General features: G+C 69.7%; 17 protein-coding genes. 12 read left to right on the top strand and 5 right to left on the bottom strand.

Annotated features, from left to right (window positions below; all coding sequences use genetic code 11):
- Nucleotides 1–218: 218 nt before the first annotated feature.
- The 4 genes from ACFSCV_RS15845 (at nucleotide 219) to ACFSCV_RS15830 (ending at nucleotide 3,828) form a co-directional block, all read left to right on the top strand.
- Nucleotides 219–1,115 (top strand): penicillin-binding transpeptidase domain-containing protein, encoded by an 897-nt coding sequence (locus tag ACFSCV_RS15845; protein ID WP_378800536.1) that lies wholly within the window; start codon nucleotides 219–221, stop codon nucleotides 1,113–1,115.
- 82 nt (nucleotides 1,116–1,197) lie between these two features.
- Nucleotides 1,198–1,533, top strand: a complete 336-nt coding sequence (locus ACFSCV_RS15840) for an XdhC family protein (RefSeq protein WP_378800535.1) — start codon at nucleotides 1,198–1,200, stop codon at nucleotides 1,531–1,533.
- A gap of 16 nt (nucleotides 1,534–1,549) precedes the next feature.
- A complete protein-coding gene (locus ACFSCV_RS15835) occupies nucleotides 1,550–2,218 on the top strand; it encodes an XdhC family protein (protein WP_378800534.1) in 669 nt (222 codons plus the stop codon).
- The gene (locus ACFSCV_RS15830; protein WP_378800533.1) at nucleotides 2,215–3,828 is read left to right on the top strand and encodes an NTP transferase domain-containing protein; all 1,614 of its coding nucleotides are present in this window, start codon (nucleotides 2,215–2,217) and stop codon (nucleotides 3,826–3,828) included. The genes ACFSCV_RS15835 and ACFSCV_RS15830 overlap by 4 nt, the downstream gene beginning before the upstream one ends.
- Nucleotides 3,829–3,834: 6 nt before the next feature.
- On the opposite strand, the gene ACFSCV_RS15825 is transcribed toward ACFSCV_RS15830, so the two are convergent.
- Genes ACFSCV_RS15825 through ACFSCV_RS15815 form a run of 3 tightly spaced genes read right to left on the bottom strand, consistent with a single transcriptional unit; the run spans nucleotide 3,835 to nucleotide 6,791 of the window.
- Entirely contained in the window at nucleotides 3,835–5,340 is a 1,506-nt protein-coding gene (locus ACFSCV_RS15825) for a tripartite tricarboxylate transporter permease (RefSeq protein ID WP_378800532.1), read from the bottom strand.
- Nucleotides 5,341–5,352: 12 nt separating this feature from the next.
- Complete coding sequence (locus ACFSCV_RS15820; RefSeq protein WP_378800531.1) at nucleotides 5,353–5,832, bottom strand: tripartite tricarboxylate transporter TctB family protein; 480 nt, start codon at nucleotides 5,830–5,832, stop codon at nucleotides 5,353–5,355.
- Nucleotides 5,829–6,791, bottom strand: a complete 963-nt coding sequence (locus ACFSCV_RS15815) for a Bug family tripartite tricarboxylate transporter substrate binding protein (protein ID WP_378800530.1) — start codon at nucleotides 6,789–6,791, stop codon at nucleotides 5,829–5,831. The genes ACFSCV_RS15820 and ACFSCV_RS15815 overlap by 4 nt, the downstream gene beginning before the upstream one ends.
- 206 nt (nucleotides 6,792–6,997) lie before the next feature.
- On the opposite strand from ACFSCV_RS15815, the gene gor reads away from it, so the two are divergent.
- The 7 genes from gor (at nucleotide 6,998) to ACFSCV_RS15780 (ending at nucleotide 13,335) form a co-directional block, all read left to right on the top strand.
- The gene (gene gor, locus ACFSCV_RS15810) at nucleotides 6,998–8,359 is read left to right on the top strand and encodes a glutathione-disulfide reductase (RefSeq protein WP_378800529.1); all 1,362 of its coding nucleotides are present in this window, start codon (nucleotides 6,998–7,000) and stop codon (nucleotides 8,357–8,359) included.
- A 193-nt stretch (nucleotides 8,360–8,552) separates the two neighbouring features.
- Nucleotides 8,553–10,001 (top strand): MDR family MFS transporter, encoded by a 1,449-nt coding sequence (locus ACFSCV_RS15805; protein WP_378800528.1) that lies wholly within the window; start codon nucleotides 8,553–8,555, stop codon nucleotides 9,999–10,001.
- A 136-nt stretch (nucleotides 10,002–10,137) separates the two neighbouring features.
- Nucleotides 10,138–11,523 carry a class II 3-deoxy-7-phosphoheptulonate synthase gene (locus ACFSCV_RS15800; protein WP_378800527.1) on the top strand — a complete coding sequence of 462 codons (1,386 nt, stop codon included), beginning with the start codon at nucleotides 10,138–10,140 and terminating at the stop codon, nucleotides 11,521–11,523.
- Between the two features lie 123 nt (nucleotides 11,524–11,646).
- Complete coding sequence (locus tag ACFSCV_RS15795) at nucleotides 11,647–11,967, top strand: hypothetical protein (protein ID WP_378800526.1); 321 nt, start codon at nucleotides 11,647–11,649, stop codon at nucleotides 11,965–11,967.
- On the top strand, nucleotides 11,967–12,458 hold the full coding sequence (locus tag ACFSCV_RS15790; RefSeq protein WP_378800525.1) for a hypothetical protein: 492 nt from the start codon (nucleotides 11,967–11,969) through the stop codon (nucleotides 12,456–12,458). The genes ACFSCV_RS15795 and ACFSCV_RS15790 overlap by 1 nt, the downstream gene beginning before the upstream one ends.
- Before the next feature lie 56 nt (nucleotides 12,459–12,514).
- Complete coding sequence (locus ACFSCV_RS15785) at nucleotides 12,515–12,898, top strand: hypothetical protein (RefSeq protein WP_378800524.1); 384 nt, start codon at nucleotides 12,515–12,517, stop codon at nucleotides 12,896–12,898.
- Nucleotides 12,895–13,335: a type II toxin-antitoxin system HicB family antitoxin gene (locus tag ACFSCV_RS15780; RefSeq protein WP_378800523.1), complete on the top strand. Its 441-nt coding sequence runs from the start codon at nucleotides 12,895–12,897 to the stop codon at nucleotides 13,333–13,335. Before ACFSCV_RS15785 ends, ACFSCV_RS15780 begins: the two co-directional genes overlap by 4 nt.
- Here the strand turns inward: ACFSCV_RS15780 and ACFSCV_RS15775 are convergent.
- On the bottom strand, nucleotides 13,332–14,285 hold the full coding sequence (locus ACFSCV_RS15775; protein ID WP_378800755.1) for an IS1595 family transposase: 954 nt from the start codon (nucleotides 14,283–14,285) through the stop codon (nucleotides 13,332–13,334). The two genes, ACFSCV_RS15780 and ACFSCV_RS15775, sit on opposite strands and share 4 nt — an antisense overlap.
- Nucleotides 14,286–14,393: 108 nt before the next feature.
- On the opposite strand from ACFSCV_RS15775, the gene ACFSCV_RS15770 reads away from it, so the two are divergent.
- Nucleotides 14,394–14,621: a helix-turn-helix domain-containing protein gene (locus tag ACFSCV_RS15770; RefSeq protein WP_378800522.1), complete on the top strand. Its 228-nt coding sequence runs from the start codon at nucleotides 14,394–14,396 to the stop codon at nucleotides 14,619–14,621.
- Nucleotides 14,622–14,745: 124 nt separating this feature from the next.
- On the opposite strand, the gene ACFSCV_RS15765 is transcribed toward ACFSCV_RS15770, so the two are convergent.
- Nucleotides 14,746–15,057 (bottom strand): helix-turn-helix domain-containing protein, encoded by a 312-nt coding sequence (locus tag ACFSCV_RS15765; RefSeq protein ID WP_378800521.1) that lies wholly within the window; start codon nucleotides 15,055–15,057, stop codon nucleotides 14,746–14,748.
- Between the last annotated feature and the right edge of the window lie 13 nt (nucleotides 15,058–15,070).

Raw genomic sequence — 15,070 nt, 5'->3', positions numbered from 1 at the left:
CGGGGGCCGGACGAAGCCTCGCGCTCCCGCCTGCCGCCCGGAAAATGAGCCTGCCTTCGCAATGTGCGAAATCGGCCTCTTTCGAGTCTTAGCAAGCGCGCGGCCCGCCGACAACGCGGCTTCGCCGGGAATGCGGACGACAGGCGTCGCGCAGGCCCACACGGCGCGGAGCGTGCTATGTGTCGGGGGGAGGAGCGAGGGACGTCGTCGAGGGCGCATTGGCGGACAGGGACGGATGTGAGCGGGGCTTCGCCCCGGAAGTGCGTTCGGAGCGCCGGAGGCCGCGTCTTGCGGCCGCCGCGCGGGTCGCCGTCGCCGTGGCGCTGTGCGCGCCGGCGTCCACGCGGGCCCAGGGGCCGACCGAGGATTTCGCGGCCGCGTTCGGACGGGCGTTCCACGGCGTCGCGGCCTGCGGCGTGTTGCGCGACGTAGCGGCCGGAGCGCAGCCGGCGGTGAGCGATCCGGAGGCGTGCGGCGAGCGGCTGCCGCCCTGCGCCGCCTTCGAGGTCGCGGCCAACGTGGTCGCGATCGATCGCGGAATCGTGTCCGACGCCGACGCGCCGATCCGGCGGGAGCCCCAGGGCGGGGACGCCGAGCAGAAGCCGGAGGAGCGCGGCGTCAGTCTCCGCGACGCGTTCCGTAAGCCCGAACCCTGGGTCTACGGGGAGCTCGCGCGCCGGATCGGGCCGGAGGCCTATGGCAAGGCGCTGGCCGCCCTTCGCTACGGCAACGCCGACGCTTCCGGACAGCCGGTGGAGCGCATGTGGCTGGGCGAGTCGCCGGACGGCCTCAGGATCAGCCCGGTCGAGCAGGTCGACTTCCTCGCTCGGCTGAAGCGCGGCGAACTGCCGACGAGCGCGGAATCGCAGGCGCGGGCGGTCGAGATCATCCCGTTCGAGCGCATCCCCGAGGGGTTGATCGCGTGGAAGAGCGGCGAGTGCGGCCCGGCCGGCGGCGGCAGGGTCGCCTGGGCGGTCGGCTGGGTCGACCGCGGCGGCCGCAGCACGATCTATGCGGCGGTCGAGAAGGGCGCGGAGGTCACGGGCGAGGACGCGCTCGGCCGCATGCGCGCCGTGCTAAACGAGCTGTCGCTGACGCCGCCGGCGAAGCGCTGACGCCGTCGCAAAACGCCGGCGAAGGATTATGTTCGGGCGCGACGCCCGGAATTCCTCCGGGCCGGGAACGAGGACGCGCCCCATGTCCGCCACCCCCGACCGTTCCGCGGCCGACCCGCTCGCCATCGCCGAGGCGTGGGCCCGCGAAGGCCGCCAGGTCGCGCTCGCGACCGTGGTCGAGACCTGGGGATCCGCGCCGCGGCCGGCCGGCAGCCATCTCGTGATCGACGCCGACGGCGCGTTCGAGGGCTCGGTGTCCGGCGGCTGCGTCGAGGGCGCGGTCGTGGGCGAGGCCGCCGAGGTCATCGCGAGCGGCGAGCCGCGCCTGCTGGAGTTCGGCGTCGCGGACGAGACCGCGTGGCGCGTCGGCCTGTCCTGCGGCGGCCGGATCAAGGTGTTCGTGGAGAAGGTCGCGTGACCGGGCGGCTCCGCGCATGAAACTCGCACTGCTTGCGGCGCTCAACGCCGCGCGGGCGGAGCGGCGGCTTGCGGTCGTCGTCACGCGGCTCGCCGACGGCGAGCAGCGGCTCGTGGCCGACCCCACGGGCGATCCGGCCGAGGCCGACATCCGCGAGGCGATCCGCTCCGGCCGCAGCGGCGTCGCGGGCGACGCCTTCATCGCGGTCCACCGCCCGTCGCCCCGGCTCGTGATCGTCGGGGCCGTCCACATCAGCCAGGCGCTGGCGCCGATGGCCGCGATGACGGGCTACGACGTAACCGTGGTCGATCCGCGCGCGGCCTTCGCGAGCGCCGAACGCTTCCCCGGCGTCGACCTGCGCGCGGAATGGCCGGACCGCGCCGACCTGCGGCTCGACCCCTTCACGGCGGTCGCCGCCGTCACCCACGATCCCAAGATCGACGACCCGGCGCTGGTCGCGGCCCTCGGCGCGAAATGCTTCTATGTCGGGGCGCTCGGCTCGCGGAAGACGCACGCCGCGCGCCGCCAGAGGCTGGAGGGGGCGGGCGTTCCGCCGGCGGAGATCGACCGCGTCCGCGCGCCCATCGGTTTGGCCATCGGCGCGGCAAGCCCGGCGGAGATCGCGGTCGCGACGCTCGCCGAAATCACCGCCGCGCTCCGGCGGCCGGAGGAGGCCACGGCATGAGATTCGGTTCGGTCCCGGTGGCGCAGGCGGTCGGGGCGGTCGCGGCCCACGCCGTGCGCGCCGAAGGCGTGGCGATCCGCAAAGGCGCGGTGGTGACGCTCGCCGACGCCGCGGCGCTGACGCGGGCCGGCGTCTCCGAGATGGTGGTTGCGGAGCTCGCGCCTGACGACGTGCCCGAGAACGAGGCCGCGCACCGGATCGCGACCGCGCTCGCAGGGGCGGGCGTCCGCGTCGACCACCCCTTCACCGGCCGCGCCAACCTGTTCGCCGACGAGGCCGGGTTGCTGCTCGTGGACCGCGCCGGCGTCGACGCCCTGAACGCGATCACCGAGGACGTCACCTTCGCCACGCTGCCGGAGCACGCCGCGGTGGCCCGCGACGCCATGGCGGCGACGGTGAAGATCATCCCGTTCGCGCTGCCCGAGGCGACGGTCGCGGCCGCCGAGGCTGCGGCGCGCGCGTCCGGCCCGCTGGTGCGGATCGCGCCCTATCGGGTGACGCGGGTGGCCGCGGTCTCGACCCTGCTGCCGGGGCTCGCGACCAAGGTGGTCGACAAGACCATCGCGACCTTCGAGCGCCGCCTGGCGCCGGCCGGCGCGAAGGTGGTGGGCGAGCTGCGCGTGCCCCACGACGCCGACGCCCTCGCCCGCGCGATCGTCTCGCTCACGCCGGCGGACCCCGAGCTGATCGTGGTGTTCGGCGCCTCCGCCATCACCGACCGCCGCGACGTGGTGCCGATGGCGATCGAGGCGGTGGGGGGCTCGGTCGAGCGGCTCGGCATGCCGGTCGATCCCGGCAACCTGCTGCTGCTCGGCCGCATCGGGAACGTGCCGGTCGTCGGCGCGCCGGGCTGCGCGCGATCGCCGAAGGAGAACGGCTTCGACTGGGTGCTGGGCCGGCTGCTCGCCCGCACGCCGGTTTCGGGCTCCGACATCGCCGGCATGGGCGTCGGCGGGCTGCTGATGGAGATCGTCTCGCGTCCGCAACTGCGCGCGGAGGCGGAGGAGGGCGGCGGCCGCGTCGCGGGCGTCGTGCTCGCGGCCGGGCGTTCGAGCCGCATGGAAGGGCCGAACAAGCTGCTCGAGATCGTCGAGGGTCGGCCGCTGGTGCGGCACGCCGTCGAGGCCGCGCTCGCCTCGAAGGCGCTGTCCGAGGTGGTGGTCGTCGTCGGCCATCAGGCCGATCGGGTCGAGGCCGCGCTGGCCGGGCTTCCCGTGCGCTTCGCCGCCAATCCGAAGTTCGGCGAAGGGCTGTCGAGCTCGCTGAAGGCCGGCCTCGCGGCGCTGCCCGCGGGCGTCGACGGCGCGCTCGTCCTGCTCGGCGACATGCCGCGCGTCGACGCGGGGCTGGTCGCGCGGCTCGTCGCGGCGTTCGATCCGGCGGCGGGCGCCCATGTCGTGCTGCCGACCTTCGGCGGCAAGCGCGGCAACCCCGTGCTGTGGGGCCGGCGCTTCTTCGGCGAGCTCGCGACGGTCGAGGGCGACGTCGGCGGCCGGCACCTGCTCGGCCAGCACGTCGAGGCGGTGCGGGAGGTCGACGTCGGACAGGCCGGCGTGCTCATGGACGTCGACACGCCCGCCGCGCTCGCGGCGCTCCGGGCGGGGGAGTAGCGCCCCTCAGTCGTCCTCGCCGAAGGTGATGCCCTTCTCGCGCGTTTTGAACACGATCGGCAGGATCACCGCCAGAGCCGCGATCGTGAGCAGCGCGGCCGAGATCGGCGAGGTCACGAGCACCGTCCAGTCGTTCTGGCTGATGGCGAGCGCCCGCCGGAGCTGAACCTCCGCCATCGGGCCGAGGATGAGGCCGATCACCACCGGCGCGATCGGGTAGCCGAACACGCGCAGGCCGAAGCCGAGCAGCCCGAGCGCGAGCAGGGCCGCGAGCTCGAACAGCGACGGGTTGGCGCCGAGCGTCCCGAGCGTCGCGAACACCAGGATGCCGCCGTAGAGCCACGGCCGCGGGATCGCCAGCAGTTTCACCCACAGGCCGATCAGCGGCAGGTTGAGCACCAGCAGCAGCGCGTTCGCCACGAACAGGCTCGCGATCAGGCCCCAGACCAGATCGGGCTTGGAGCCGAACAGCAGCGGGCCGGGATTGAGCCCGTACTGCTGGAAGCCGGCGAGCATGATCGCGGCGGTGGCCGAGGTCGGCAGCCCGAGGGTCAGCAGCGGCACCAGCGTGCCGGCGGCGGAGGCGTTGTTCGCGGCCTCAGGGCCCGCGACGCCCTCGATCGCGCCCTTGCCGAACTCCTCCGGATGCTTGGTCAGCCGTCGCTCGGTCGCGTAGCTCAGGAAGGTCGGGATCTCGGCGCCGCCGGCCGGCAGCGCGCCGATCGGAAAGCCGAAGGCCGTGCCGCGCAGCCACGGCTTCCACGAGCGCGACCAGTCCTCGCGCGTCATCCAGAGCGAACCCTTGATCGGCTCGATGGTCTCGTCGGCTGCCCCCTTGCGCGAGACCACGAACAGCGTCTCGCCGATCGCGAACAACGCGACGGCCGCCGTCGTCACCTCGACGCCGTCGAGCAGGTCCGGCACGCCGAAGTCGAGCCGCGCCTGGCCCGACATCAGGTCGATGCCGACAAGGCCGAGCGCGAGACCGAGGAACAGGCTTGTGACGCCGCGCAGCGCCGAGTCGCCGAAGGCGGCGGACACGGTCGCGAAGGCCAGCACCATCAGCGAGAAATAGTCCGCGGGCCAGAAGGCGAGCGCCACGCTGACGACGTAGGGCGCGAGCAGCGCGAGGCCGAACGTGGCGATCGCGCCGGCGACGAAGGAGCCGATGGCCGCGGTCGCGAGCGCCGGGCCGCCCCGCCCGGCGCGGGCCATCCGGTTGCCTTCGAGCGCGGTGACGATCGAGGAGCTTTCGCCCGGAGTGTTGAGCAGAATCGACGAGGTCGAGCCGCCATACATGCCGCCGTAGTAGATGCCGGCGAACATGATCAGCGAGCCGGCCGGGTCGAGCTTGTAGGTCACCGGCAGCAGCAGCGCGACGGTGAGCGCGGGGCCGATGCCGGGCAGCACGCCGACCGCCGTGCCGAGCGTGACGCCGATCAGGCAGAACAGCAGGTTGTGCGGCTCGAGGGCGACGGCGAGGCCGCCGGCGAGCGAGGCGAAAGCGTCCATCCGGCCGGTCCTTCAGACGAGCTTTTCGAGCGGGCCGGCCGGCAGCGTCAGCGCCAGGGCCTTGGTGAAGAGCACATACAGCGCGAAGGCCAGGACGGCGCCGATCGGGATGGTGAGCCAGAGCGGGCCGCGGCCGAAGCCGCGCGCCGTCAGCCCGAACAGCACTCCGGTCGCGATCGAGAAGCCCGCGAAGGGCAGCAGCGCGATCTGGCCCGCCAGTCCGCCGACGACCCAGAGCGCCGGGCCGATCTCGACGGGCTCGCCCGCCGGCGCCCGACCCCGAAGCGCGACGACGAGGTTCGCGAGACCGAGAGCGGCGAGGCCGACCGCGATCGCCCAGGGAAAGGCGGAAGGGCCTATGCCGGGGCCGAAGGTGCGCGCCGCGCTCAACCGCACCGCGTCCGCGGCGACGACGCCGGCGACCGCGATCAGCGCCAGAGCGACGATGACCGCGCCGGCCGTGCGGCCGGATTTCCCGCCGGCCGCGCTCATTCCGCCAGCCCTATGTCGCGCAGGATGACGTGGGTCTTCTGGATGTCCTCCTTGAGCTCCGCCGCGAAGGCGTCGCCGGCCAGGTAGGTGTCGGTCCAGCCCTTGGTCTTGAGCGCGTCGGTCCAGGTCTTCGATTTCGCCATGGCCTCAATGGTCTTCAGGATCTCGGCCTTGCCCTCCGGCGTGAGATCGGGAGCGCCGGCGACCATGCGCCAGTTCTGGACCTCCACGTCCACGCCGCTCTCTTTCAGCGTCGGCGCGTCGATCTCGGGAACGCGCTCCGGCGCCGAGATTGCGAGCACGCGCAGCTTGCCGGCCTTCACCTGGGCTTCGAACTCGCCGTAGCCCGAGACGCCGACCGTCGTCTGTCCGCCGAGCACCGCCGCGAGCGACTCGCCGCCGCCGGAGAACGGGATGTAGTTGACCTTCGTGGGGTCGACGCCGACCGCCTTGGCGATCAGCCCTGCCGCGATGTGGTCGGCCCCGCCGGCCGAACCGCCGCCCCAGGAGACGGAGCCCGGATCGGCCTTCAGCTTCGCGACCACGTCCGCCATGGTCCGGATGGAGGAATTCTCCGCCACCACGATCGCCTCGTACTCGCCGGTGAGGCGGGCGAGAGGCGTGACGGCGTCGAGCGTCACCGGGGCGTCGTTCATGATGATCGCCCCGACCATGACGTAGCCGCCGACGATGAGCTGGTGCGGGTCGCCCTTTGCGCGGTTGGCGAACTGCGCCAGGCCGATCGTGCCGCCGGCGCCGGTGACGTTCTCGACCTGGACCGAACCCGCCAGTTTCTCCTCCTGGAGCGCCTGCTGGATGGTCCGCGCGGTCTGGTCCCAGCCGCCCCCGGGCGAGGCCGGCGCGATGATCTTGATGTCGGCGGCGAACGCTGGACCCGGCGAGAGGGCGGCGACAAGCGCCGCGGCCGCCGCGACGCGTCGACGGAAGGCGAGGGGCATGGAAAGCGTCTCCAATCGGCGTTCGAGCGCGCTTCTGTCGGCGCGCCTCGACGGATCACAAGCAAGCCAGCGGGTGCGACAATTGCAACCGCCGGGCAGGGATGTCGAGGCCGATGTTGTCGATCGTCCGCCGCTTCCCACCTTGCTCAGTCCCCGCCGATGAGCCTATTGCGGCTTTCGTGCGCGGAACGGCGGAAGGAACACCCATGTCGGATTACGACGTCGACCTCTTCGTGATTGGCGCGGGCTCCGGCGGCGTGCGCGCGGCGCGGATCGCATCCCAGCACGGAGCCAAGGTTGCGATCGCGGAGGAGTACCGCATCGGCGGGACCTGCGTGATCCGGGGCTGCGTGCCGAAGAAGCTGCTGGTCTACGCCAGCCGCTTCGCCGACGAGTTCGAGGACGCCGCCGGCTTCGGCTGGACCGTGCCGGAGCCGACCTTCTCCTGGCCGGCGCTGATCGCGGCGAAGGACCGCGAGATCGCGCGCCTGTCCGCGATCTACGAGGCGAATCTCGTCAAGGCCGGCGTCGCGATCCACCGCCAGCGCGCCACCATCGCGGGTCCGAACGCGGTCGCGCTCGCAGACGGCTCGACCGTGACGGCGGGGACGATCCTGATCGCCACCGGCGGCGCGCCCGCGAAGGGCGTCTTCCCCGGCGCGGAGCTCGCGATCTCCTCGAACGAGGCGTTCGACCTGCCCGCGCTTCCGGCGAGCATCGTCATCGTCGGCGGCGGCTACATCGCGATCGAGTTCGCCGGCGTGTTCGCCGGGCTCGGGTCCTGCGTGACGCTGATCCACCGCGGCGCGAAGCTGCTGCGCGGCTTCGACGAGGACGTGCGCGACGAGGTCGCCGCAGGCCTCGCCAGGCGCGGCGTGGAGCTTGTCCTCGAGGACGAGATCGTCGGGATCGAGGCGGTCGGAAACGTCCGCCGCGTGCTCACGAACGCCGGCCGCGCGATCGAGGCGGAGCAGGTGATGCTCGCGATCGGGCGCGGCCCTCTGGTCGACAATCTCGGCCTCGACGCCACCCATGTGATGCGCGACCACGCCGGCGCGGTCATGGTGGACGTGACCGCCCGCACCAACGTGCCCTCGATCTACGCCGTGGGCGACGTCACCAACCGCGTGAACCTGACGCCGGTCGCGATCCGCGAGGGCCACGCCTTCGCCGACACGGTGTTCGGAAACGCGCCGACGCTCGTGGACTACGCCGACATTCCCACCGCCGTGTTCGCGACGCCCGAGGTGGGCGTGGTGGGCCTCACCGAGGCCGAGGCGCGCGAGCGGGGCGGGGAGGTCGACATCTACAAGGCCCGCTTCCGGCCGATGAAGGCGACGCTCTCCGGCCGGGACGAGAAGGTGCTGATGAAGATCGTCGTCGACGCCGCGACCGACCGCGTGCTCGGCGTGCACATCGTCGGCGAGGCCGCGGCGGAGATGATCCAGCTCGCGGCCGTCGCCGTGAAGATGGGGGCCACCAAGGCGCAGTTCGACGCCACCGTGGCTCTGCACCCGACCGCCGCGGAAGAGCTCGTCACGCTCAGGACGAAGTGGTCGCCGTCGTGAGCGTTCGCCGAGGCGGCGCGTCGCTCTCCTTCACCTCTCCCCGGCGGGGAGAGGTCGGCCCGGAGGGCCGGGCGAGGGGGCTTACCCCTTTCCGGTTTGCGATCCCCTCCACCCGCCCGGCTTCGCCGATCGACCTCTCTCCGGCGGGGAGAGGTGAAGCGGCGGGAGCCGCCGCGCTCTGTCGGCCCCGCTGATGGACGCGCGTCCGTCCCGGGTCATCGACGACGTCCGTCGGCGCCAGATCATCGTCGGCGTGCTGGCCGCGATGCTGCTCGCGGCGCTCGACCAGACCATCGTCGCGCCGGCGATGACCACCATCGGCCAGTCGCTCGGCCACGCCGAGTACCTGTCCTGGGTGATCTCGGCCTATCTCGTGACCGCGACGGCGGTGACGCCGCTCTACGGCAAGCTCGCCGACATCCACGGCCGCTATCCGGTGATCGTCGCGGCGGTCGCGATCTTCCTGGTCGGGTCGATCGTGTGCGCGCTCGCGCCGAATCTCGGCGTGCTGGTCGCCGGCCGCGCGCTGCAGGGCGTCGGCGGCGGCGGCCTGATCGCGCTCGCGCAGACCGTCATCGGCGACATCGTGCCGCCGAAGCAGCGCGGCAACTACGCGGCCTACATCTCGGGCATGTGGGCGGTGTCGGGCATCGCGGGGCCGATCGTCGGCGGCGTGATGGCCGAGCACCTGCACTGGTCGATGATCTTCTGGGTCAACCTGCCGATAGGCGTGCTGGCGCTCGCGATCATGCACGCGCCGCTGCGCGATCTGACGTTCCAGCCGAAGTCGCACAGGCTGGACGTGCCGGGCGCCATGCTCGTGGTCGGCGCGACGTCGCTCGCCATGCTGGCGCTGTCCTTCGGGCGCGTCAGCGGCGACTGGACCTCGCCGCTGGTGCTCGGGCTCGCGGCGTCGGCCGCGGTGGCGGGCGCGCTGTTCGTGCGCCGGCTGTGGACTTTCGCCGAGCCGCTGATCCCGCTCCACGTGCTGAAGGACCGCGTCATCGCCCGCGCGACGGCCTCGCTGTTCTTCGCGGTCGGCGGCCATCTCGGCCTCTCGACGCTGGCGCCGGTCTACTTCGAGTCCATGCACGGGCTCCGGCCGGACCTCGCCGCGCTCGGCCTGACGCCGCTCGCGCTCGGCGCCGTCGGCGGCGCGCTGACCGCGGCCCGCGTGCTGGTGCGCTCCGACCGGTACAAGACCCCGGCGCTCGCCGGCCTCACGGTCGCCTTGGGGACGCTCGCGGTGCTCGCGGCGACGACCGAGGCGCGCTCGTTCTGGCTCACCGAGGCGTTGTTTTTCGTCTACGGCTTCGGCGTCGGCACGATCTTCCCGACCACCACCGTCAGCGTGCAGAACGCGGTCGCGCGCCACGACCTGGGGGCTGCGACCGCGCTGCTCGCCTTCATGCGCTCGCTCGGCTCCGCGGCCGGCGTCGCGGTGCTCGGGGCGGTGGTGCTGGGCGCGGGGCTCGGCGCCGAGGGCGGCGACGCGGGCCCGCGGGTGGCGATCAGCCCGGACGCCTTCCGGATCGCGTTCCTGATCGCGGCGGCCTCGACCGCGGTCGCCATCGCGGCGCTCGCCGCCATGCCGCGCCGTCCGCTGCGCGACAGCTTCGAGCCGCTCCCTCCGGAAGGCTGAGCCGGTCCGCGGCTCCCGCGGGTTGGCGCGCGCGGCGCGCAGGTGCTAGAAGCGCGCGCCACGAGCGGCCATATGACGCGTGGACGGCCGCGACCGTCCGCGCCGGCGCCGCCCGGCGAGCTTTTGGAGAACCGAGATGTCCGAGCGTTGGAGCCCGTCAAGCTGGCGCGAAAAGCCGATCCTGCAGGCCCCGGTCTATCCGGACGCGGCCGCGCTGTCGGCCGTCGAGGCTCAGCTTGCGTCGTTTCCGCCGCTCGTGTTCGCGGGCGAGGCGCGCAAGCTGAAGCGCCAGCTCGCCAAGGTCGCCAAGGGCGAGGCGTTCCTGCTGCAGGGCGGGGACTGCGCCGAGGCCTTCGCCGAGCATTCCGCCGACAACATCCGCGACTTCTTCCGCGTGCTGCTGCAGATGGCGGTGGTGATGACCTACGCCGCCGCCTCGCCGGTGGTGAAGGTCGGCCGCATCGCCGGCCAGTTCGCCAAGCCGCGCTCGTCGCCGACCGAGGTCGTGGACGGCGTCGAGCTGCCGATCTACCGCGGCGACATCGTCAACGGCACCGACGCGACGCCCGAGGCCCGCATCCCGGACCCGCGCCGCCAGCTCGAGGCGTACCGCCAGTCGGCGGCGACGCTGAACCTGCTGCGCGCCTTCGCGACCGGCGGCTACGCCAATCTCGACTTCGTGCACCAGTGGATGCTCGGCTTCGTCAAGGAGAGCCCGCAGTCCGGCCGCTACCAGGAGGTGGCCGACCGGATCGCGGAGGCGCTCGACTTCATGCGCGCCTGCGGGGTCGACCCGGAAACGCACACGGAGCTGCGCACGACCGACTTCTTCACCAGCCACGAGGCGCTGCTGCTCGGCTACGAGCAGGCGCTGACCCGCGTCGACTCGACCACCGGCGACTGGTACGCGACCTCGGGCCACATGATCTGGATCGGCGACCGCACGCGCCAGCTCGACCATGCGCATGTGGAGTACTTCCGCGGCATCAAGAACCCGATCGGGCTGAAGTGCGGCCCGTCGCTGAAGCCGGACGAGCTGATGCGGCTGATCGAGGCGCTCGATCCGGACAACGAGCCGGGCCGGCTCACGCTGATCGCGCGCTTCGGCGCCGACAAGGTCGACGCGCATCTGCCGGCGCTGGTGCGCGCCACCAAGACCGGCGGCCGTAACGTGGTGTGGTCGTGCGACCCGATGCACGGCAACACCATCAAGGCGGCGTCCGGCTACAAGACCCGGCCGTTCGAGCGCATCCTCGCCGAGGTGAAGGCGTTCTTCGACGTCCACCGCGCCGAGGGGTCCTACGCCGGCGGCATCCATGTGGAGATGACCGGCAAGAACGTGACCGAATGCACGGGCGGCGCCCGCGCGATCTCGGACGCGGACCTGCACGACCGCTACCACACCCACTGCGACCCGCGCCTCAACGCCGAGCAGGCGATCGAGGCGGCGTTCCTCGTGGCCGAGGAGCTGAAGAAGGAACGCGTCGCACGCGGCCGCAAGCACGTCGCGGCCGCCGAGTGACGATGGTCCCGCGGCGCTCCGTCAGGAGCGCCGCCATTCTTCGTGCAGATTTGCGGCCTTAGGTAGCAACTGCCAAAACAATATGTCTGGTGTTCCCGCCAAGGTCAACTAAAATCGTTGATCATGAGCAGCGACCTTGATCCTCGCTGGAATGGCGTCTTCATCGAAGAAAGCCAGTTCCATTTTCACCGGAGGCTGCTGGAGCGCTGGGGCGTCGTCCTCGGGCCCGGCGACTATTCCGGGATGCGGAGGGCCATCCGAAAGAAGCAAGCGTCGTATGTCCGCACTACGCTGCGTGGAGGCAGGGTGTACGCCGTCAGGGTGCCAAGCACGGGCGTCCCGGTAATGGTCGTCGTCGCGAATGGATGGCGGTTTTGCACGGCTTATCCGCAGCAGAAGCGGTACATGCGTCGGCATCCCAACATGTTCCCGGAGGTCGATTGATGGCCGGCACCATCCGCCGCTCCCGAACCGACACGTTCGAGCACACGATCAACGGGCTTCTAACGAAGCGCGCCGACCTGTTCGGCGAGGCCGAACGCATCCGCGACCGCCTAGCGGAGATTAAGAACGACGTTCAAGCGCTTGACCGGGTGCTTGGCTCTCTCGGCTACGTGGGCGATCTGGACGCCGCCATGCCGCGCCAGAAGCGGGATGTGCTATTTGGGCCGGGGGACCTGTCGCGTGCAATCCTCGACACGCTCAGAGAGGCGCCAAAGCCGATGACGACCCGGGAGATTGCGAAGGCCGTGCTAGCGCTAGAAGGGCGCGATGCGGCCGACAGACGGTTGTTGAGCGACGTGGTGAAAAGGGTCGGAAAGGCCCTTCGTGGGATAAGCGCAGGCTTTGACATCCGCAGGGAAAATTCAGCTTCAGAGGGCATCACTTGGTCTGTTCGCGCACGAACGGACGAAGGTGTGGCGGTTGAGTTCTAGACACTGGTTCATATTTAAATTAGCGACAGAGGCGGAGAGGCGAAGGAGCCGGTGTGGTGGCGGAAAACGATCCCGATTTGGCATCTAGAAAACGCCAAACGCCTCCTATCCAGATCGAATGCAGAGAACTTGCCGATATGCGCGCGAATCCCAAGGGGGATTGGCAGGTGCGAGATGTCGAAAAGCTTTGCAATCAGATTGGGTTAAGTTGCAATCCGCCGACCCGTGGAAGCCATATCAAAGTGCGCAGTAAACATCTTTCGGGGATATTAACAATTCCGGCTCATAAGCCCATCAAGCCGCCATACATCAGGAAGCTTACGGCGCTTGCGATGGCCCATCTTGAGGCGGATGAAGCATCGAAACTCCAAAGCGCGGCAGCGGCTCTGGGGACCGGTAGAACTGAAGCGGTGCATCAGGGAACGGATGGCAAGAGATGAGCGACCTGTCTTATCCCATTGTCGTTACTCCTCTCACCGAGGAGGATGGCGGCGGTTTCATGGCTACTGTCCCGGATTTGCGCGGATGCATGGCTGACGGCGAAACCGAAATCGAAGCCATTGCCAGCGCTCATGAGGCAATACTTGAGTGGATTGATGAAGCTCGCTCGCAGAATTTAGAAATTCCAGCCCCGATGTCTGGCGGGGCAAAAATGAAAGAGTACATTCAGGCCCTGAAAAATATCATCGACACTCAAACGAAATTGTTTGAAGAGCAAGACAAGCTCATTGAAGGATATGAGGCGCAGCTTCGTGGTTTTAGAAGTCAGCTAGATACGCTGTCTGACCAAAGCGCGCCCTCATGGGGGGGCGGAACTGGCGGATTCGTTCTGGCAACATTTGCTGCGAGCAGGAATAAGACGGTTGAGGTACATTAACGCTGCCAGTACCCCGCCCACTCGCGGCTGACGCCATGAGCGAGGCCAAGCCCGAGCGAGCGGAACGCCAGCGCTCCATTGTCGCCACGCCGGTGATCTTCCTTCCAAGCCGCCTCATGGGCGTACTGGCTGAGGTGCTTCGGGGACACGCCGTGGTGCTGCCCGGTCACCATGCGACGGAGGCGTGAGAAGTAGCTTTCAGCCTGATTGGTGCACGCGCCGTCAAAGCTGTAGGCCTGCGAATGGTTGATGCGGAACGTCTTCCACGAGGCGTGGAGCGCATCCCAATGGGCGGCTTCGTCGGCCTGCATTGTGGCGGTCGGAGCGACGACGCGGCGGGCGATAGCGACGCCTTCGCCCTCGGTCTTGGCGACGAAGGGGAGAGTACGGCCCCCGCGCTGACGAAGCACCACGACCACGCGGCGCGCGCCTGACTGGTTCTCGGCACGGCGACGGTCGACCCGATCTTCCTTGAGGTTCGCCGGCCGGACGTGACCGCCGAAGTACGCGCCGTCGATCTCGACAACGTCGTCCAGGGTTTCGCCCTCGACCTCAGCCGCCATCGCCTCGCGCAGCTTGTGGCAGAGCACGAAGGCCGTCTTTTGCTGGCAGTCGAGATCGCGGCCCATCTGAAGCGAGCTGATGCCCTTAACGGCGTTGGTGAAGATGCAGATCGCGGCGAGAAGGTCGACGAAGGCCATCTTGCGGCTGGCGAAGATCGTGCCGCTGGTGACGCTGTAGCGGTAGCCGCAGGCCTTGCACTGAAACTGCCGGCGCTTGGCGATGTCGTAGCTGTCGCAGCAGCCGCAGCGCGAGCACACCGGCTCGCCGTTCGTGGCGCCCCAGCGGATCGCCTTGAACGTCTCATAGGCCTTATCCTCGCCGCCCGCGTAGATCGAGCGAAGGGAGAGGGTGCGCGCCTTGGCGGAGAGGAGGAAGTGCTGAGCCATCACTAAGCCAACGATTTTCGTTGACCTCAGCAATAATCATCATTTCCGCCAACGTCAACGAAATTCGTTGCTCTTGACGATAAAACTTATGGTCGCTACTCATAGGGCATGTCACCGGAACAGTGCCGCGCCGCTCGCGCGTGGATAGGCATGTCGCAAGAGGAATTGGCGAAGGCCGCAAGCGTCGGCCTGTCGACCCTTCGCGACTTCGAGAAAGGGACGCGGACGCCGGTGACGAACAACCTCGCGGCCATTCGCGCGGTTCTGGAAGGCAAGGGCTTCTCGTTCTCCGAAAAGGGCGCGTCGCCTCAGTCTCTTAGCCATGTGCTTGGCTAGCCAATAGAAAAGGCTGGACTGAAGGGGGATCGAACCCCTACACTACCAGTGCAAACCCGGTGTGCGAGCTTCCAGCTCTCAGCCCAAGATATGAGGGCGGCCCTATGGGGTCGCCCTCATTGTTTCAGCCGATCGCAAGAGCCTTCTTCACGGCATCAGGCTCGCGATCGATGATCGTCAGCAGCACGCGCGTCGCGGTCTCGGGCACGCGCTTGTCCTGTTCCCAGTTCCGAAGCGACGCGAGCTTCAGGCCGAAGCGCGCAGCAAATTCTTTCTGCGACATACCAAGCTTGTTGCGGATCGCCCTCACATCGACGCTGGTCGGCGCCTGCCATGGGATAAGGCGGGCCGCGTTCTGGTCGCCGTTGTTAAAAGCGATCACATCGTCAAGGCCATCGATGATGCTCTGGCCGTCGTCGTTGATCAGATCGCTCATGTTAGTTCTCCAC

The sequence above is a fragment of the Methylopila henanensis genome (genome assembly GCF_042681025.1).
GTDB classification, from domain to species: Bacteria; Pseudomonadota; Alphaproteobacteria; order Rhizobiales; family Methylopilaceae; genus Methylopila; species Methylopila henanensis.
The sequence above is the reverse complement of the archived record's forward strand: the minus strand, read 5'-3'. Positions and strand labels throughout refer to the sequence as shown.